The organism is Polaribacter marinaquae (genome assembly GCF_038019025.1).
In the GTDB taxonomy this organism is placed as follows: Bacteria; Bacteroidota; Bacteroidia; order Flavobacteriales; family Flavobacteriaceae; genus Polaribacter; species Polaribacter marinaquae.
In genome coordinates, this window is sequence record NZ_CP150496.1 from 2,245,937 (window position 1) to 2,262,596 (window position 16,660).

At 31.4% G+C, this 16,660-nt stretch carries 15 protein-coding genes; 11 read left to right on the forward strand and 4 right to left on the reverse strand.

Translation table 11 applies throughout. The features are described 5' to 3' along the window. The first annotated feature begins 2 nt into the window (after nt 1–2). Nucleotides 3–1,844: a M1 family metallopeptidase gene (locus WG950_RS10250; RefSeq protein WP_340932124.1), complete on the forward strand. Its 1,842-nt coding sequence runs from the start codon at nt 3–5 to the stop codon at nt 1,842–1,844. 61 nt (nt 1,845–1,905) lie between these two features. Here WG950_RS10250 and WG950_RS10255 read toward each other — a convergent pair whose 3' ends face one another. The 3 genes from WG950_RS10255 to WG950_RS10265 are packed head-to-tail and all read right to left on the reverse strand — an operon-like array spanning nt 1,906 to nt 4,639. Then, complete coding sequence (locus tag WG950_RS10255; protein WP_077810398.1) at nt 1,906–2,571, reverse strand: LysE family translocator; 666 nt, start codon at nt 2,569–2,571, stop codon at nt 1,906–1,908. A gap of 20 nt (nt 2,572–2,591) precedes the next feature. After that, nucleotides 2,592–3,638, reverse strand: coding sequence for a ferredoxin--NADP reductase (locus WG950_RS10260; protein ID WP_079737539.1), 1,047 nt, complete (start codon nt 3,636–3,638; stop codon nt 2,592–2,594). 11 nt (nt 3,639–3,649) lie between these two features. Continuing rightward, on the reverse strand, nt 3,650–4,639 hold the full coding sequence (locus WG950_RS10265) for an aspartate-semialdehyde dehydrogenase (RefSeq protein ID WP_340932125.1): 990 nt from the start codon (nt 4,637–4,639) through the stop codon (nt 3,650–3,652). Between the two features lie 337 nt (nt 4,640–4,976). On the opposite strand from WG950_RS10265, the gene WG950_RS10270 reads away from it, so the two are divergent. The 10 genes from WG950_RS10270 (at nt 4,977) to WG950_RS10315 (ending at nt 15,600) form a co-directional block, all read left to right on the forward strand. Continuing rightward, nucleotides 4,977–6,008, forward strand: a complete 1,032-nt coding sequence (locus tag WG950_RS10270) for a rhodanese-related sulfurtransferase (protein WP_079737537.1) — start codon at nt 4,977–4,979, stop codon at nt 6,006–6,008. A gap of 404 nt (nt 6,009–6,412) precedes the next feature. Continuing rightward, on the forward strand, nt 6,413–7,906 hold the full coding sequence (locus tag WG950_RS10275; protein WP_340932130.1) for a regulatory iron-sulfur-containing complex subunit RicT: 1,494 nt from the start codon (nt 6,413–6,415) through the stop codon (nt 7,904–7,906). Further along, complete coding sequence (locus tag WG950_RS10280; RefSeq protein WP_340932131.1) at nt 7,884–8,384, forward strand: gliding motility lipoprotein GldH; 501 nt, start codon at nt 7,884–7,886, stop codon at nt 8,382–8,384. Before WG950_RS10275 ends, WG950_RS10280 begins: the two co-directional genes overlap by 23 nt. Beyond that, the gene (locus WG950_RS10285; protein WP_340932132.1) at nt 8,384–10,678 is read left to right on the forward strand and encodes a penicillin-binding protein 1A; all 2,295 of its coding nucleotides are present in this window, start codon (nt 8,384–8,386) and stop codon (nt 10,676–10,678) included. Before WG950_RS10280 ends, WG950_RS10285 begins: the two co-directional genes overlap by 1 nt. Nucleotides 10,679–10,727: 49 nt before the next feature. Continuing rightward, the gene (locus WG950_RS10290) at nt 10,728–11,429 is read left to right on the forward strand and encodes a CoA transferase subunit A (RefSeq protein WP_340932133.1); all 702 of its coding nucleotides are present in this window, start codon (nt 10,728–10,730) and stop codon (nt 11,427–11,429) included. Nucleotides 11,430–11,431: 2 nt separating this feature from the next. Then, on the forward strand, nt 11,432–12,085 hold the full coding sequence (locus WG950_RS10295) for a CoA transferase subunit B (protein WP_077810390.1): 654 nt from the start codon (nt 11,432–11,434) through the stop codon (nt 12,083–12,085). Between the two features lie 32 nt (nt 12,086–12,117). Then, nucleotides 12,118–12,348: a hypothetical protein gene (locus WG950_RS10300; protein WP_340932135.1), complete on the forward strand. Its 231-nt coding sequence runs from the start codon at nt 12,118–12,120 to the stop codon at nt 12,346–12,348. A 12-nt stretch (nt 12,349–12,360) separates the two neighbouring features. Next, the gene (locus WG950_RS10305) at nt 12,361–13,122 is read left to right on the forward strand and encodes an exodeoxyribonuclease III (RefSeq protein ID WP_340932137.1); all 762 of its coding nucleotides are present in this window, start codon (nt 12,361–12,363) and stop codon (nt 13,120–13,122) included. Between the two features lie 7 nt (nt 13,123–13,129). Continuing rightward, nucleotides 13,130–14,614, forward strand: coding sequence for a lytic transglycosylase domain-containing protein (locus WG950_RS10310; protein ID WP_079737531.1), 1,485 nt, complete (start codon nt 13,130–13,132; stop codon nt 14,612–14,614). 2 nt (nt 14,615–14,616) lie between these two features. Then, nucleotides 14,617–15,600 (forward strand): DUF4837 family protein, encoded by a 984-nt coding sequence (locus WG950_RS10315; RefSeq protein ID WP_340932139.1) that lies wholly within the window; start codon nt 14,617–14,619, stop codon nt 15,598–15,600. 82 nt (nt 15,601–15,682) lie between these two features. Here the strand turns inward: WG950_RS10315 and trpS are convergent, their stop codons facing one another. Further along, a complete protein-coding gene (gene trpS / locus WG950_RS10320) occupies nt 15,683–16,651 on the reverse strand; it encodes a tryptophan--tRNA ligase (RefSeq protein ID WP_077810385.1) in 969 nt (322 codons plus the stop codon). Between the last annotated feature and the right edge of the window lie 9 nt (nt 16,652–16,660).

Here is a 16,660-nt window from a genome sequence, read left to right on the forward strand (position 1 = left end):
ACATGAAAAAAAACCTACTTTTATTTTTTGCAATTGCTGTAATTGCTTCTTGTACCCAAACAAAAGAAGCAACATATCAGCAAAAAGAAGACACTAAGTTTACTACTTATTGGCAACAACACATCGATTATACAATGGATATTGATGTTGATACAGAAAAATATCAATATCAAGGTTCACAAAAAGCGGTGTACACAAACAACTCTCCAGATCAATTAGATAAAGTTTATTATCACTTATATTTTAATGCTTTTCAACCAGGTTCTCAAATGGATGTTAGATCTTTAAACATCAAAGATCCAGATAGAAGAGTTAGAGATAGAATTAGTAAATTAAATGCTGATGAAATTGGTTATATTAAAGTAAATTCTTTAAAACAAAACGGAACAGCGGTAACTTATGAAACTGTAGGTACTATTTTAGAAGTAACTTTAAATACGCCAATTAAATCTGGTGAAACAGTAACTTTAGATATGGATTTTGATGCACAAGTTCCTGTTCAAATTAGAAGAACTGGTAGAAATAATAAAGAAGGTGTCGCACTTTCAATGTCTCAATGGTATCCTAAAATGGCAGAATATGATTTTGAAGGTTGGCATACGCCACCTTATATTGCTAGAGAATTCCACGGAATTTGGGGTAATTTTGATGTGAAGATTTCTATTGATAAAGATTACGTTGTTGGTGGTACAGGTTATTTACAAAATCCGCAAGAAATAGGACACGGTTATGAAGACAAAACAAAGCAGTTAAACGTACCAAGTACAGAAAAATTAACTTGGCATTTTAAAGCTCCAAATGTACATGATTTTATGTGGGCAGCAGATCCTAACTACAATCATGATGTTTTAAAAATGGCAAACGGAATTGATTTACACTTTTTATATAAGAAAGATTTAGAGGCAAAGTATTTAAGAAACTGGAAAGAATTACAGCCAAAAACAGCTGAATTAATGTCTTATTTTAGCAAGCATGTTGGTCAATATCCATATAAACAATATTCTGTTATACAAGGTGGAGATGGTGGTATGGAATATGCAATGTCTACTTTAATTACAGGAAAAAGAAGTTTTGGTAGTCTTTTTGGTGTTACTTCTCATGAAATGGCACACACTTGGTTTCAGTTTTTGTTAGCTACCAACGAAAGTAAACACCCGTGGATGGATGAAGGTTTTACATCTTATATTTCTAACAAAGCATCTTATGAAATTTTAAAAAGAGGAAACAAAAATCCAAATGCAGGTCCATACAGAGGTTACAACTATTTAGTAAAAAATAATATAGAAGAACCTTTAACTACACATGCAGATAGATATAATACTAATGCAGCTTATAGTACTGGTAGTTATGGTAAAGGAAGCATGTTTTTATCGCAATTAGAATATGTAATTGGTGCAGATAATGTAGCAAAAGGATTAAAAAAATACTTTACAGATTTTAGTTTTAAACACCCAACACCAAACGATGTAAAACGTTCTATGGAAAAAGTATCTGGTATTCATTTAGATTGGTATTTAAATGAATGGACGCAAACAATACATACAATAGATTATGGTGTAAAATCTGTAAACAATAAAACAATTACTTTAGAGAGAATTGGTAAAATGCCAATGCCTATCGATTTAGAAGTTACTTATGTTGATGGTTCTATAGAAAACTTTAATATACCATTAAGAATAATGAGAGGTAATAAGCCAACAACAGCAACTGTTATTACAGATTGGGGTTGGGCAATGCCAACATATACTTTTAACGCATCGAAAGCAGTTAAATCTGTAACAATAGATAAAAGTAAACTAATGGCAGATGTTAATGCTGATAATAACTTTTACGAAGTAAAATAATACTTCTACAAAAAAGAGAAAAGCCTCATCATAATTTATGATGAGGCTTTTTTATTGTTATCTAGTTGATAAAATCTTCAATTCTATCATTTGGTATAAAACCTTTCAACATTAAGAATACACCACAAATTATCAATATAATTCCCATAATTTTTTTCACTCTAAAAATTACTTGTGGTGTCATTTTAGATTTTAATTGTTTTGCTAAAAAAATCTTACCTAAATCGGTTACAAAATAACCTATTAAAACAGTACCAAAATACCAAAATATAGCATTTTGATCCATTTTTAAGGTAGGTCCAATTACAAGAACAGTACCTAACCAAAAAGCTAAAACACCTACGTTTATAAAGTTTAAAAAGAATCCTTTAAAAAATAATTTTAAGTAGTTGTTTTTTATGGGTACATCTACAATTTTAGCAGATTCTAATGCTTCTTTTTTGTTCTCTTTTTCTAAATACGTAATTAAACCATAAATTATAAGTACCAAGCCGCCAAGAAAGAATAATCGCGGATCATCTTTAATTTTTTCTAGCAGAGATCTACTTCCGTAGTAAGCAATTAGAATAAAGGATAAATCGCCTAAAATAACACCTAAATCAAAAACAATTGCAGCTCTAGCGCCTTTTAAAATACTAGTTTGTATTAACATAAAAAAAACAGGTCCTATCATGAAAGCCATGAAAAAACCTATTAAAAAAGCATTTTTAAAGTCGTAAATATCCATATTGGCAAAAATACGGAATTTTAAACATCATCAAAGTCAATTGTAATTTTTGGTGTTGTTGGATATGCTTGACATGCTAAAACCAAACCTTCTTCAATTTCACTATCTGTAAGTATAGAATTTTTTACCATTACAGCTTTTCCTTCGGTAACTTTACACATACAAGAACTACAAACACCACCTTGACAAGAGTAAGGTGCATCTAAGTTATTGCGTAAACTTGCCGCTAAAAGATCGTCTGTTTGTTGCATAGAAAAAGTAGTTTCTTCATCGTCTAAAAGAACTTTAACTTCTGTAACGCCTTCTTTAACTTCTGCAGCAGCTTCTTTATCAATAGAAGTTGTAAATAATTCGAAATGAATATTTTCTTTACTAATTTTATTAGCAGCTAAAGTTTTAGAAACTTCTTCTATCATTTGTTCTGGTCCGCATAAAAAAGCAGCATCAAAACTAGTTTCTTTGTACATGTTTTTAACGAAATACTTTGTTACGTTTTCGTCTATTCTACCACGCAAACCGTTTTTTACGTTTTCTCTACTGTAAATAAAATGCAAATTTAAACGTTCTGAATACGTTTCTTTTAAAGCGTTTAATTCATCAAAAAAGATAGTGTCTGCAATAGATTTGTTACCATAAACTAAAGTAAAGTTAGAAGTGTTTTCTTCTTCTAAAACCGATTTTACCATCGATAAAATTGGTGTAATACCAGAACCTGCAGCAAAACCGATATAGTTTTTATTAGCCTGCGGATTTAGTAAAAAACGACCTTCTGGTTCAGAAACTTCTATTTCATCGCCAGCTTTTAATTTAGAAGTTGCGTAGGTAGAAAACACACCGTTTTCTACAGCTTTAATCGCAACTCTAATTTCTCCGCTTTTTGGTGCAGAGCAAATAGAATATGCTCTTCTTATTTCTTCACCATTAATTACTTTTTGTAAAGTAATGTATTGTCCTGCAACAAAATTAAAACTGTTTTTTAAATGTTGAGGTATTTCTAATAAAACAGAAACCGCGTTTGCGGTTTCATGTTTTACTTCTTGTATGTTTACTTTGTAAAATGTTGCCATTTAAATATGTATTAAACCAAATTATTCGCAATTAAATATTCGGCAATTTGAACTGTGTTGGTAGCAGCACCTTTTCTAAGGTTGTCTGCAACAATCCACAAATTTAAGGTATTTTCTTGAGATTCGTCTCTTCTAATTCTACCAACAAAAACTTCGTCTTTATTATGCGCATTAATTGGCATCGGATACACGTTGTTGGCCAAATCATCTTCTACAATCACACCAGGTGTTTCGCTTAAAATAGTTCTAACTTCTGCTAAATCGAAATCATTTTCAAACTGCACGTTAACAGCTTCAGAATGTCCACCAGCAGTAGGAATACGAACAGCGGTTGCAGTTACAGAAAAAGAATCATCACGTAAAATTTTCTTTGGCTCTTTAACCAATTTCATTTCTTCTTTAGTGTATCCGTTTTCTAAGAAAATATCACAATGTGGCAAAGCATTTCTACCAATTTTATGCGGATACGCCATTTCTCCGTCTACACCAGCTTCTTCATTATCTAGTTGTTGTACTGCTTTTACACCAGTACCAGAAACAGACTGATACGTAGAAATTACAACACGTTTCATGGTATATTTAGAGTGTAACGGCGCTAAAGCCATTACCAATTGTATTGTAGAACAGTTTGGATTAGCAATAATTTTATCATCCGCAGTTAAAACATCACCATTAATTTCTGGAACTACTAATTTCTTTGTCGGATCCATTCTCCAAGCAGAAGAATTGTCTATAACCGTTGTACCAACTTCTGCAAATTTTGGTGCCCATTCTAAAGAAGTATCGCCACCGGCAGAAAATAAAGCCACATCTGGTTTTAAACTCACAGCATCTGCTAAGGTTACAATAGTATATTCTTTGCCTTTATAAGATAATTTTTTACCGGCAGATCTTTCAGATGCTACAGGTATTAACTCAGTTATAGGTAAATTACGTTCTTCTAAAACTTGTAACATTACAGTTCCAACCATTCCAGTTGCTCCAACTACAGCTATTTTCATCGGTATTTCTATTTAATAATTTTTATTATACTACAAAGATGCTAACAAATTAGTAACCAGCCATTCTTTTAATAAAAATTTACCAATATAATTCCTGTTGTTTAAAATTAAACAAATTGATATAAAATTATATTTGTAAGTTAATTTTGAAGCTATCTCCTGCTTTCGCTACTCGCTTTTTTTGCAGAAAAAGCAAAAAAGAGCTCAAACAGACCGCTCTATCAGGGCTAAACTATTTGCATACAATTGGTCTTTTCTATTACAGTCTTTGCTTTGAAATGACTGTTTAAAAAACTAACTTTGCAAAAAATATATAGTTTAACCTAAAAAGTATAGCATGCAACTGTACAATAAGTTAAGCGCAAAAGAACGCGCTGCATTAATAGATGAGGCTGGTAAAGACCGTCTTACAATATCATTCTATCAATACTTCAAGATAGAAAATCCACAATTATTTAGAGATAAATTATTTTTAGAATGGAACGCTTTAGATGTTCTTGGTAGAATTTATGTTTCTTACGAAGGTATCAATGCACAATTATCGGTACCATCAGAAAATTTTTATGCTTTAAAAGAACAATTAGATAGTATTTCATTTTTAAAAGACATACGTTTAAATGTTGCGGTAGAGCAAGACAATAAATCGTTTTTAAAGTTAAAAGTAAAAGTTAGAAACAAAATTGTTGCCGATGGATTGAATGATGAGACTTTTGATGTAACTAACAAAGGAGTGCACTTAAACGCAAAGGAGTTTAACCAAATGCTAGCAAACCCAAACACGGTTTGTGTAGATATGCGTAACCATTACGAAAGTGAAATTGGACATTTTGATGGTGCTGTAACGCCAGATGTAGATACTTTTAGAGATTCTTTAGATATTATAGAAGAAGATTTAAAAGACAACAAAGAAGATAAGAATTTATTGATGTATTGTACCGGCGGAATTCGTTGCGAAAAAGCATCTGCATATTACAAACACAAAGGTTTTAAAAACGTATTTCAACTAGAAGGCGGTATTATAGAATATACGCGTCAGGTAAAAGAAGAAGGAATCGAAAATAAATTTATTGGTAAAAACTTTGTATTCGATCATAGAAGAGCAGAACGTATTACAGATGATGTAATTTCTAATTGTCACCAGTGTGGTAAAGCGTGCGACGAGCATACAAATTGTGCAAACGAAGCATGTCATTTATTGTTTATACAATGTGATGAATGTTCAGAAAAGATGGAAAACACCTGTTCTACAGATTGCCAAGAAATTATTCAGTTATCTTACGAAGAACAAAAAGAACTTCGAAAAGGGAAGGGAAATAGCAACAAAATCTTTAAAAAAGGACGTTCGGAGAAATTAAAGTTTAAGAAATAACCTAATTCCAAAAGATATTTGAAAGCTCTCAATTTTTGAGAGCTTTTTTTATGGATTAAATTTTAAAATATATCTGAATTCAAAAAAGATTATCAGTGAAATTAAATTACACGCTTACTAATTATTTACCTACAAATTCTAATAATAGATAAATTAAAGCTTCTGTTTATAGTAATTTCGTTTTAAAATTAAATATCAGTTCTCTTAAACTTATAAAAAGCTATTTTTTCATTCTTTAAGAATGCGTATATTTACGAATTAGACAAAATTAAGTGGTGTTTTTATACTTGCTTGATAATCAAAATTATGAACTTAAAGATTCTTAATTTTTATGTAATTTAAAGAGGTTTTTTGATGTAAAACGTTTAATTACTAAGAGTTAAAAATTATAAAATATAAATCACATGGCATGTGGAAGTTGCGGTACAACAGAAAATGGTGTACCAAAAGGATGTAAGAGTAATGGTAATTGTGGTAGTGGAACCTGCGGAAGTGGTAGTAATAAATTAGCTGTTTTCGATTGGCTTTCTAACATGACGTTACCAACCGGACAAGAACGTTTTAATATTTTTGAAGTCCGTTTTAAAAACGGAAGAAAACATTTTTATAAAAATGTAGATAATTTACCCATAACAATGGGAGATATTGTTGCTGTAGAAGGAAATCCTGGGCACGATATTGGTACCGTTTCTTTAGCCGGAGAATTGGTAAAAGTGCAAATGAAAAAGCGCAAAATTACCGCAGATCACGAAGACGTTAAAAAAATCTATAGAAAAGCAAGTCAAAGAGATATCGATATTTGGCAACAAGCAAGAGGTAAAGAAGAAGAAACTCAAAGAAGAGGAAGAGAAATCTTAGGTCGCTTAGGTTTGCAAATGAAATTATCTGATGTAGAATATCAAGGAGATGGTAACAAAGCTACTTTTTATTACACAGCAGATGCAAGAGTAGATTTTAGACAATTAATTAGAGATTTGGCAAGTGCATTTTCTATTCGTGTAGAAATGAAACAAGTTGGTGCAAGACAAGAAGCGGCAAGACTTGGTGGTGTTGGTTCTTGTGGTAGAGAATTGTGTTGTTCTACTTGGTTAACAGATTTTAGAAAAGTAACAACATCTGCAGCGCGTTATCAGCAATTATCTTTAAATCCGCTAAAGTTAGCAGGACAATGTGGAAAATTAAAATGCTGTTTAAATTTTGAATTAGACACGTATTTAGATGCCTTAAAAGCGTTTCCGAAACAAGATGTAGTTTTAAAGACAGAAAAAGGAGATGCCGTTTTTGTAAAGATGGATATTTTTAAAGGACATCTTTGGTACACTTATAAAGAAGAGCGTTTCAAGTGGTTTCGTTTGACTTTAGATCAAGTCTTAGAAATTATAGATTTAAATAAAAATAACGAAAAATCTGCTACGTTAGAAGAATATGAATCTGATGTAGAAATTCCTGTAAAAGTAGATTTTGAAGATGCTGTTGGGCAAGATAGTTTAACAAGGTTTGATGCGCCAAAAACTAGCAAAAGAAGAAGAAATAACAGAAACAAGAAAAAGAAAAAACCTGTTGCAGCTGCGGCAAGCACAACGCAACAAAAACCAAACGCTAGAAAGAAACCGCAAGCAAAACCCGCCGCAAAAAAAGGAAACAGGCAACCACAAAAAAATAAGCCACAACAACAAGGGCAAGCACAAGGGCAGCAAAAACCAAATAAACCAAAGCAGAAATCTAAGCCAAGGCAAAAACCTGTTGCTAAAAATACAGATGCTACAAAATCTGTTGCAAAAGCGAATGCAAATACAAACAAACCAAAGGTAGAAGGTAAAAGACTAAACAAACCAAGAAGAAATAATAGAAATCGTAAAAACAATACGCCTAAGAATGGAAAGGATTCAGAAAAATAAAATATTACTTTTTGTAGGTTTTTTCTTTTTGATGATTTCTTGTCAAGACGTATCCGAGTTTAATCAATATAAAACATTAGAAGATGGTTCTTGGAAATCGAACCAAGATTTAACGTTTAATTTTGAAGTTAAAGATACGATTCGACCAAAAAATTTGTTTATCAATATTAGAAATAATAATGAATACGAATACAGTAATTTGTTTATAATAACAACTTTAAAGTTTCCGAATAACACAGCAGTTATAGATACGTTACAATATGAAATGGCAGATGAAAAAGGGGTGTTTTTAGGTAGTGGATTTTCGAGTATCAAAGAAAATAAATTATTTTATAAGGAAGAAAAAGTTTTTCCTACTTCTGGAAATTACGTTTTAAGTGTAAAACAAGCAATGCGAAAAAACGGAGAAATTAACGAGATTAAAAATTTAAAAGGAATTTTAGACGTTGGTTTAACTATTGAAAAAATTAATGAATAATGGCAAAAAAAGAAACTACAAGTTTTAAAAAATATTTAAAATGGTTCTGGGGAATTGTTTTAGGAGGTTTTACACTAATCTTATTGTTGTTTTTGTATACAGCCTGGGATCCTTTTGATGCTTTACCATCTTTTGAAGAATTAGAAAATCCGCAGACCAATTTAGCAACAGAAGTTATTTCTATTGATGGTAAAACAATAGGAAAATATGCAACAGAAAACAGAACGCCAATTACTTTTAAAGAGTTGCCAACAAATTTGATAAATGCATTAGTTGCAACAGAAGACGAGCGTTTTTACGAACATTCTGGTATTGATTTTAGAGGAACAGCAAGAGCTGTAGTAAAGTTAGGTGCTGGCGGTGGTGCTAGTACAATTACACAACAACTGGCTAAAAATTTATTTACCAAAAGAGCTTCTGGTAACAAGATAAAAAGAGTTATACAGAAAGCAAAAGAATGGATTGTTGCCATCAAATTAGAACGCCAATACACAAAGCAAGAAATAATTGCAATGTACTTAAATACGCAAGATTTTATTTTTAGAGCAGTAGGTATTCGATCTGCTTCAAGAATTTATTTTGGTAAAGAAGCTAAAGATTTAGATTTACAAGAAGCAGCAATTATTGTTGCGATGTTAAAAAATCCTAGACAATACAATCCTCATAGAGAAATCTCAAAAAAGAAATCTTTAAATAGAAGAAATGTGGTTTTTGCTCAGATGTATAAAAATAGTTTTATCACAGAAGAAGAAAAAGATTCATTGCAAAAATTACCTTTAAAAATTAACTTTACTCCAGAAAGTCATAGTGATGGTTATGCCACTTATTTTAGAGGGCACTTACAAAAAGTGATGCGTAAATGGGTAAAAGAACACCCAAAACCCAACGGAGAAGAGTATAATATTTTTGAGGATGGATTAAAAATCTATGTAACTTTAGATTCTAGAATGCAACAGTATGCAGAAGAAGCCGTAAATGAGCATATGGCAAATTTGCAGAAATACTTTTTTAAAGAACAGAAAAATAATAAAACAGCTCCTTTTTTAGATATTGAAAAAAGCCAAGTTGCCGGAATTTTAAATAGAGCTAAGAAAAACTCTGAAAGATATAAGCGATTAAAAAAAGCAGGAAAATCTTCAAAATATATAGATGAAGTTTTTAAGAAAAAAACTGCAATGAAAGTGTTTTCTTATAAAGGAGATATTGACACAATTATGTCTCCAAACGATTCAATTAAATATTATAAATATTTTTTACGTTCTGGTTTATTATCAATAGAACCACAAACAGGGCACATTAAAGCTTGGGTTGGTGGCGTAAATTATAAACACTTTAAGTTTGATGCAGTAGAACAACAAAAAAGGCAAGTAGGTTCTACCTTTAAGCCATTTGTATATGCAACTGCAATTAATCAATTAAAATTGTCACCATGTACAGAGTTTCCTAATATTCCTTATACGATTCCGCAAGGAAAATATGGAATTCCAGAAGCTTATACACCAGAGAATTCTAACTCTAAGTATGGCGGAATGTTAACGCTTAAAGAAGGTTTAGCAGGTTCTGTAAATACAATGTCTGCAAGATTAGTAGATATGGTTTCACCAGAAAATGTTGTTCGATTGGCAAAGTCTGCGGGTATCGAAACTGATATACCGGCAAATCCTTCTATCGCTTTAGGTGCTGTAGATTTATCATTATTAGAAATGGTTAGTGCTTATTCTACTTTTGCAAATAGAGGTTTGCGCGTTAGCCCTATGATTATTACAAGAATAGAAGATAAAAACGGAACAGTTTTAGAAGAATTTACACCAAAAACACAAGAAGTTTTAAGTGAAGAATCTTCTTATGTTGTTTTAAATCTTTTAGAAGGTGTAACTCAATCTGGTTCTGGTGCAAGATTGCGTTCTGGCTATACCGCTTATCCAAAAATTGTAACGGGTTTTCCATATAAATTTACGAATGCAATTGCAGGTAAAACGGGTACAACTCAGAATCAATCAGATGGTTGGTTTATGGGTGTTGTGCCAAATTTGGCAACTGGAGTTTGGACTGGTGGAGAGGATAGATCTACGCATTTTCCGGGTATTGGTTACGGGCAGGGAGCAACTATGTCTTTACCTTCTTGGGCTTTATTTATGCAAAAATGTTATGCTGATAAAAGTTTAAAAATTAGTAAAGCAGAATTTGATAAGCCAGAAAACTTGTCGATAAATATCAATTGCGAAGAAGATACAGACGATAAGAATAATAAAGAAGAAGAAGAGGTTGTGCCAGAAGAAGATACAGACTTTTAATTTTTATTCTTATCAATACTTAAAATAATAACTTACAAAATTTAATTTTATGATTAATAAAAAAGTTAAAAATGTACAAGAAGCCTTACAAGGTGTTAAAGACAAAATGACCTTTATGCTAGGTGGTTTTGGTTTGTGTGGTATTCCTGAAAATGCAATTTCAGAATTGGTAAAATTAAACGTTAGAGATGTTACATGTATTTCTAACAATGCTGGGGTAGACGATTTTGGTTTGGGTTTATTACTTCAAAATAAACAAATAAAAAAGATGATTTCTTCTTATGTTGGCGAAAACGACGAATTCGAAAGACAAATGTTGTCTGGTGAATTGGAAGTAGAATTAACGCCACAAGGAACTTTAGCAGAAAAATGTAGAGCTGCACAAGCAGGTTTCCCTGCATTTTATACGCCAGCAGGTTACGGTACAGAAGTAGCAGAAGGTAAAGAAACAAGAGAATTTGATGGTAAAATGTATGTTTTAGAACCCGCTTTTAAAGCAGATTTTGCTTTTGTAAAAGCTTGGAAAGGTGATGCAGCAGGTAATCTTGTGTTTAAAGGAACCTCTAGAAACTTTAATCCAAATATGTGTGGTGCAGCTACAATTACTGTTGCAGAAGTAGAAGAGTTGGTAGAAGTTGGTGAGTTAGATCCAAACAATATTCATATTCCAGGAATTTTTATACAAAGAATTTTTGAAGGAAAAGATTACGAGAAAAGAATTGAACAACGAACTGTAAGACAAAGAAGCTAATTATGTTAGATAAAAACGGAATTGCGAAAAGAATCGCACAAGAAGTTCAAGACGGATTTTACGTTAATTTAGGTATCGGTATTCCAACGTTAGTTGCCAATTATGTTAGAGAAGATATCGAAGTAGAATTTCAATCTGAAAATGGAGTTTTAGGTATGGGACCTTTTCCTTTTGAAGGCGAAGAAGATGCAGATATTATAAACGCAGGTAAACAAACAATAACCACATTGCCAGGAGCAAGTTTTTTTGATTCTGCAACTAGTTTCTCTATGATTAGAGGTAAACATGTAGATTTAACAATTCTTGGTGCTATGGAAGTTGCCGAAAATGGTGATATTGCCAACTGGAAAATTCCAGGAAAAATGGTAAAAGGAATGGGTGGCGCAATGGATTTAGTAGCATCTGCAGAAAACATTATTGTAGCCATGATGCATTCTAACAAACGTGGTGAATCTAAAATTTTAACAAAATGTTCTTTACCATTAACTGGCGTAGGTTGTGTTACTAAAGTGGTAACCAATTTGGCGGTTTTAGAAGTAAAAGATAATGCATTTCATCTTTTAGAAAGAGCACCAGGAGTTTCTGTAGAAGAAATACAAAATGCTACAGAAGGTACTTTGGTTGTAAACGGAGAAATTCCGGAAATGAATATTTAGATAGAACAATAACCTTTTTACTTAAAAAGAACATGACTTTATTTAAAAAATTATATTGGTTGATAAATCCATTATTAATGGTTGTTTTTATGCTGATTTTAGAAAAGCTTTTTAAATTAGAGAACATCGTTTTAAGTACTTCAATTGCTGTTTTACTGGCGTTTTTATTATCTCCGAAAGTTGTAATTGTAGAAAGGCAACATGGGCCAGAAGAGCAAATTAAGTGGTTGTTTTTTAAAAAGGTAGTGAATAAAAAACTATAGAAAGATATAAAAATGAAGATAATATCTTATAACGTAAACGGAATTAGAGCCGCTTTAAAAAAGGGTTTTATAGAATGGTTAGAAGTAGCACAACCAGATGTACTTTGCATTCAAGAAACAAAAGCACATAAAGAACAATTAGATTTGTCTGTTTTTGAAGATGCAGGTTACAAATACCATTATTGGTTTTCAGCTCAAAAAAAAGGATATTCTTCAGTAGCAATTCTTTGTAAAGAAAAACCCAATCATATCGAATATGGTACAGGTATAGAAACCATGGATTTTGAAGGAAGAAATCTTCGAGTAGATTTTGATGATGTTTCTGTAATGAGCATGTATTTGCCATCTGGTACAAATTCTGATAGACTTAGTTATAAGTTTAATTATATGGATGAAATTCATGAGTATCTTCAAAATTTAAAACAAGAAATACCAAATCTAGTTATTTGTGGTGATTATAATATTTGTCATGAGGCAATTGATATTCACAATCCAAAAATGAAAGGTGTTTCTGGGTTTTTACCAGAAGAAAGAGCTTGGTTAGGTAATTTTATTGATAATGGTTTTATAGATAGTTTTCGTTATTTAAATCCAGAGAAACAACAATATTCTTGGTGGAGTTACAGAGCAAATTCAAGAGCAAACAATAAAGGTTGGCGTTTAGATTATGCAATGGTTACAGCACCTTTAAAAGACAAGATTTCTAGAGCTTATATTTTATCAGAAGCTAAACATTCCGACCATTGCCCAATCGCAGTAGAATTAGATTTATAGAATTTTAATGAGAAATTTTTTAGTAGTATTTTTTATAGCAACAAGTGTTTTTGCACAATCACCTAAAGATTCAACTTACAAGAAAATAACAAAAGCAGATTTATTCTCTGATTATGATATTGTTTTGATAGATAGTTTGTTAATGGATTCTAAATACAAGTCTCCGTTATACGAAACATCAACATATATTATAAAAGATGTAGAAAATAAAGACGTTTCTAATGTTGCTTTAACTACAGAGGTTTTAAAGGAAAGATTGCAAAAAGTAAATGCCAAAACACCTTTTCATATTGCCTATAATCCTGCTTTAGAAAAGGTAATAAAGTCTTATTTAAAATATAGAAAAAGATATTATCCTGCTTTAATGGCGAAAGCAGAATATTATTTTCCGATGTTCGAGAGATATTTAGACCAATTCGATGTTCCTTTAGAAATGAAATATTTGGCAATTGTAGAATCTGCTTTAGATCCTACGGCTAAATCTAGAGTTGGTGCAACAGGTTTATGGCAATTTATGTACACAACAGGTGTGCAATACAATTTAAAAGTTAGTTCTTATGTAGATGAGCGCCAAGATCCGGTTAGAGCAACTATTGCGGCTTGCAAATATTTATCTAATTTGTATACTATTTTTGGTGATTGGGATTTGGCTTTGGCAGCATATAATTCTGGTCCTGGTAATGTAGCAAAAGCAATTAAGCGTTCTGGGGGTTATAGAAATTACTGGAATATTCGCCCGTTTTTACCACAAGAAACAGCAAGTTATGTGCCTGCATTTTATGCAACAATGTATTTGTTTGAATATCAAAAAGAACATAATTTAATTGCGGCACCACCTCAAATTCGTCATTTCGAAACCGACACAATTCAAATAAAAAAGACAATTAGTTTCGATCATGTTTCGGAAACTACCGGTATAAGTTCAGAGTTGATTCAGTTTTTAAATCCGGCTTATAAGTTAGATATTATCCCTTTTGTAGAAGGAAAAAATTATGCAATTCGTTTACCAAGAAAGAATGCCTTTAATTTTATAGAAAATGAAAATGCAATTTACACTTTAGCAGCAGAAGATGCTTCTAAAAGAGAAAAGCCTTTACCTAAGTATTTTGAGATGGATAAACGTATTCGTTACAAAGTAAAAAGTGGAGATTTTTTAGGTAAAATAGCTAATAAATTTGGTGTTAGAATTAGTGAAATTAAAAGATGGAATAGATTAAAAAATAGTAGATTAAAAGTAGGGCAACGTTTAAGTATTTATCCAAAGAAATTGGCAATTCCAAAATCTTCCGTAAAAGTTTCATCAACCAAAAAAAATACGAAAAGTAATAAAAAAGGTGCTTACGACTTGTATACAGTGCAAAAGGGAGATTCACTATGGACAATTTCTAGAAAGTTTAAAAATGTTTCTGTAGATGAAATTAAAAAATGGAATGATATTTGGAGTGCAAAAAGTATTAAACCCGGAACCAAACTTAAAATCTATAAAAGTTAATTATGAAAAAAGCATTAATACTATTTGTAACCGCATTAGTTTTAGTTTCTTGTAAAGGTACAGACAAATATGTACTTAGAGATTCTTTAGGAAAAGTAAACAAAGTTTTAGTTGTAACAAAAGCAAGTGATTGGAACGGAGATTTAGGCTCTGAAATAAGAAATTCTTTTGGTGAAATTTTAGTTGGTTTGCCACAAGCAGAACCTATTCTTTCTGTGTCTCAAATTGCGCCAAATGGCTTTGGTAGCATGATGAAAGTTTCTAGAAACATCATGATTATTGGAGAAGGTGAAAAAGAAGAATTTTATATTAAAAGAAATGTATACGCACAACCACAAATAATTGTGTATGTATATGGTACAGATGATGCGAGTATAAGTAAAGTTTTTAATGAGCATAAGAAAGAAATTATGGATGCTTATATAGATTCTGATATCAAAATGACTCAAAAGATTTTTGAAAAGAAAAAACTAGATGAATCTCAATTTGAAACTGTAAAAAACTTGGGTATTACTTTTACGGCACCAGATAATTATAATAAAGTTGATGATACAGGAGACTTTTTATGGCTTAGACAGCATTTATTAAGTGGTATTGCAAAAACAGGTAGTAATAATATTTTAGTGTACAGTGTGCCTCTAGAAGATGAAGATAAGGTAGCCGAAAATATTGTAAACGTTAGAAACCAAATAGGAGAGAAGTACATACCAGGTACAAATGAAGAAACTATGCACATGATTACAGAAGAAGCGTATACTCCTTTTACTTCTGAAATGGTTTTAGATGGTAAAAAAACTTTTGAAACGAGAGGTAAATGGGAAGTAAAAAACGATTTTATGGCTGGTCCTTTTTTAAATTATTCTGTAATTGATAAAAAGAATAATAGGGTTGTAGTTTTCGAAGGATTTACATATGCGCCTTCTGTTAATAAAAGAGCTTTTATATTCGAGTTAGAGGCAATTGCAAAATCAATGAAAATAAAATAACGATACTTAGTTTATAGACTAAAAAATCCCTTAACAAATTCTGTTAAGGGATTTTTTTAATTATATATAAAAGTAAAGTAGCTTAGTACCCTATTTTTTGTCTTACTCTTTTAAGAACGTCATTTGCAGTTTTTGTTGCTTTTTCTGCTCCAATACGTAATGCATCATCAATTTCATTTTTGTTATTCATATAATGATGATAACGTTCTCTTACTGTCGCAAATTTTTCTAAAATAAGTTCGTACAAAGCTTGTTTTGCGTGCCCGTAACCATAATTACCACCTTCATAATTAGCTCGCATTTCTGCAATTTGAGCATCAGAAGCTAATAACTTGTACAAAGCAAAAACGTTATCTGTATCTGGGTTTTTAGGATCTTCTAAAGCTAAACTATCGGTTTTTATACCCATAATTTGCTTGCGTAATTTTTTATCAGTTAAAAAGATATTGATAGTATTATTTCGAGACTTACTCATTTTTTCACCATCAATTCCTGGTACTAGTTTTGTATGCTCTTGTATTTTTGCTTTCGGTAAAACAAACGTTTCTCCAATAATATTGTTCATTCTACTTGCAACATCTCTTGTAATTTCTAAATGTTGTAATTGATCTTTACCAACAGGCACAACTTCTGCATCATATAATAAAATATCTGCAGCCATTAACATTGGGTATGTAAATAAACCTGCATTAACATCTTCTAATCTATCAGATTTATCTTTAAAGCTATGTGCTAAAGTTAATCTCTGAAAAGGAAAATAACAACTTAAATACCAAGTTAATTCAGTAGTTTGTGGTATGTCGCTTTGTCTATAAAAAACAGTTTTATTAATATCTAAACCACAAGCAAGCCAAGTAGCAGCAGTACTGTAAGTGTTTTCTCTTAATTCTTCTCCGTTTTTAATTTGCGTTAAAGAATGCATATCTGCAATAAATAAATAAGCTTCGTTTTCTGGGTTGTTAGCCATTTCTACTGCAGGTAAAATAGCTCCTAATAAATTACCTAAGTGCGGGGTACCTGTACTTTGTACACCTGTTAAAATTCTTGACATTAATTGTAT